Raw genomic sequence first — 2,538 nt, 5'->3', positions numbered from 1 at the left:
GTTCTCCGGCACCGGCAGCGGACCGGTGACCGTGGCCGACCACCGCATGCTCACCACGATCCCGGCCGGACTCGGCTTCGCCCAGGCCGCCGCGATCCCCGTGGTCTACCTCACCGCCTACTACGGGCTGAAGGACCTGGCCGGCCTCGGCGCCGGCCAGTCACTGCTCGTCCACACCGCCGCGGGCGGCGTCGGCATGGCCGCCGTCCAGCTCGCCCGGCACTGGGGCGCCGAGGTCTACGCCACCGCGAGCGAGGGCAAGTGGCAGGCACTGCGGGACCTGGGGATCGCCCCGGACCGCATCGCCTCCTCCCGCAGCCTCGACTTTGAACAGCACCTCATGCGCGCCACCGACGGCCGGGGCACGGACGTCGTCCTCAACTCGCTGGCCCGGGAATTCGTGGACGCCTCACTGCGGCTGCTGCCCCGCGGCGGCCGGTTCATCGAGATGGGCAAGACCGACGTCCGCGACGCCGACCAGGTCGCCGCCCGGCACCCCGGCGTGCACTACCAGGCCTTCGACATCGCCGAACCCAGCCCGCAGCGCATCGGGGAGATCCTCACCGACGTGGCCCGGCTGTTCACCCAAGGAGTACTGCAACCGGCCCCGCTCACCTGCTGGGACATCCGCCGGGCACCGGAAGCCTTCCGCTTCCTGGGACACGGCCGCAACATCGGCAAGGTCGTACTGACCGTGCCCGCCCCCCTGGACCCCGAGGGCACCGTGCTGATCACCGGCGGCCTCGGCACCCTGGGCGCACAGGTGGCCAGACACCTGGTCACCCGGCACGGCGCCCGCCACCTGCTGCTGACCGGCCGGCGCGGCCCCAACACCCCCGGCGCGGCCGAACTGAGCACCGAACTCCAGGAACTGGGCGCCGACGTGACGATCGCCGCCTGCGACGTCGCCGACCGCGAGGAACTCGCCGCCTGCCTGACCCGCGCCCGCACCCCGCTCACCGCGGTCGTACACGCGGCGGGAGCCCTCGACGACGGCCTGCTCGAGACGATGACCCCCGCACACCTCGACCGGGTACTGCGGCCCAAGGCCGAGGCGGCACGGCACCTGCACGACCTGACCCGCGGGGCCGACCTGTCGGCGTTCGTCCTGTTCTCCTCGGCCGCGGGCACCCTCGGCGGCCCCGGCCAGAGCAACTACGCCGCCGCCAACACCTACCTGGACGCCCTGGCACACCAGCGCGCCGGGCAGGGACTGCCCGGCACATCGGTGGTGTGGGGACTGTGGGCCGACCGCAGCGGCATGACCGGCCACCTGGAGGACACCGACCTGCAACGCATGAGCCGCACCGGCCTGAGCACCCTCACCTCCCACGACGGACTCGCCCTCTTCGACGAGGCACTGCGCACCCCGCACCCCCTCGCCGTGGCGATCCCCGTCGACCCGGCACGGGCCGACCCGCAGCAGGTGCCGGCCCTGCTGCGCGCACTCGTCCGCCCGCCCGTCCGGCGCAGCGCGGGACCCGCCGCCGACACCACGGACCGCGCCCCGCTGCGCGCCCGCCTGGACCAGGCACCCGCCAAGGAACGCGGACGCCTGCTGCTCGACCTGGTGCGGGGCGAGGCCGCCGCCGTCCTCGGACACGCCTCGGCGTCCGCGCTTTCCGGCGAACAGAGCTTCAAGGACCTCGGGTTCGACTCGCTGACCGGCGTGGAACTGCGCAACAGGATCAACACGGCCGTCGGGCTCCGGCTCCCCGCGACCATGGTCTTCGACCACCCCACGGCCGAGGCCCTGAGCGCGGAACTGCTCTCCCGGCTGTTCGCCGACCAGGGCGCCCGGCCGCCCCTCGCGCACGAGGCCCTCGACGCCCTCGACGCCCTCGACGGCACCGCGCTCGACGACGCGCTGGACGCCGACGCCGTCGCACGGCTGCAGAGCCTGCTGCGCAAGTGGCAGGCCATCGCGGCAGCCGGCACCCAGGCGGACGTCCACTCCGCCACCGACGACGAACTGTTCGACATCCTCGACAGCGAACTCCGCCTCTGACGCAGCAGCGCCCGCCACCCCTCATCCCATAAGGAAAAATCATGACAGCTTCGACAGAGCGGGTCGTCGCGGCTCTGCGCTCCTCGCTGAAGGAGAACGAGCGGCTGCGCCTGGAGAACCAGCAGCTGGCCGAGGCCGCGCACGAGCCGGTCGCGATCGTCGGCATGGCGTGCCGGTTCCCCGGCGGGGCCGACACCCCCGACGCCCTGTGGGACCTGGTGGCCCGGGGCCGCGACGCGGTCGGCGCCTTCCCCGCCGACCGCGGCTGGAACACCGACTCCCTCCACGACCCCACCGGCCGCACCCCCGGCACCAGCTACGTGGACGTCGGCGGCTTCCTGCACACGGCCGGCGACTTCGACGCGGAGTTCTTCGGCATCTCACCGCGTGAGGCACTGGCGATGGACCCCCAGCAGCGGCTGCTGCTGGAGACCTCCTGGGAGGCGCTGGAGTCGGCCGGCCTCGACCCGTCGTCGCTGCGGGGCGAGAACACCGGCGTCTACGTCGGCAGCCAGGCGACCGACTACGGC

At 73.6% G+C, this 2,538-nt stretch carries 2 protein-coding genes; both read left to right on the top strand.

All coding sequences use genetic code 11. The features are described 5' to 3' along the window. Positions 1 to 2,008, top strand: a 2,008-nt coding sequence (locus CW362_RS42650; protein WP_162684450.1) for a type I polyketide synthase, incomplete at its 5' end; no start/stop codon positions are given. 41 nt (positions 2,009 to 2,049) lie between these two features. Next, positions 2,050 to 2,538 (top strand): beta-ketoacyl synthase N-terminal-like domain-containing protein (locus CW362_RS42645; protein ID WP_162684449.1); only part of this gene is annotated, 489 nt, incomplete at its 3' end.

The sequence above is a fragment of the Streptomyces populi genome, assembly GCF_002911015.1.
GTDB lineage: Bacteria > Actinomycetota > Actinomycetes > Streptomycetales > Streptomycetaceae > Streptomyces > Streptomyces populi.
This window is presented reverse-complemented; position numbering and strand designations above follow the sequence as displayed.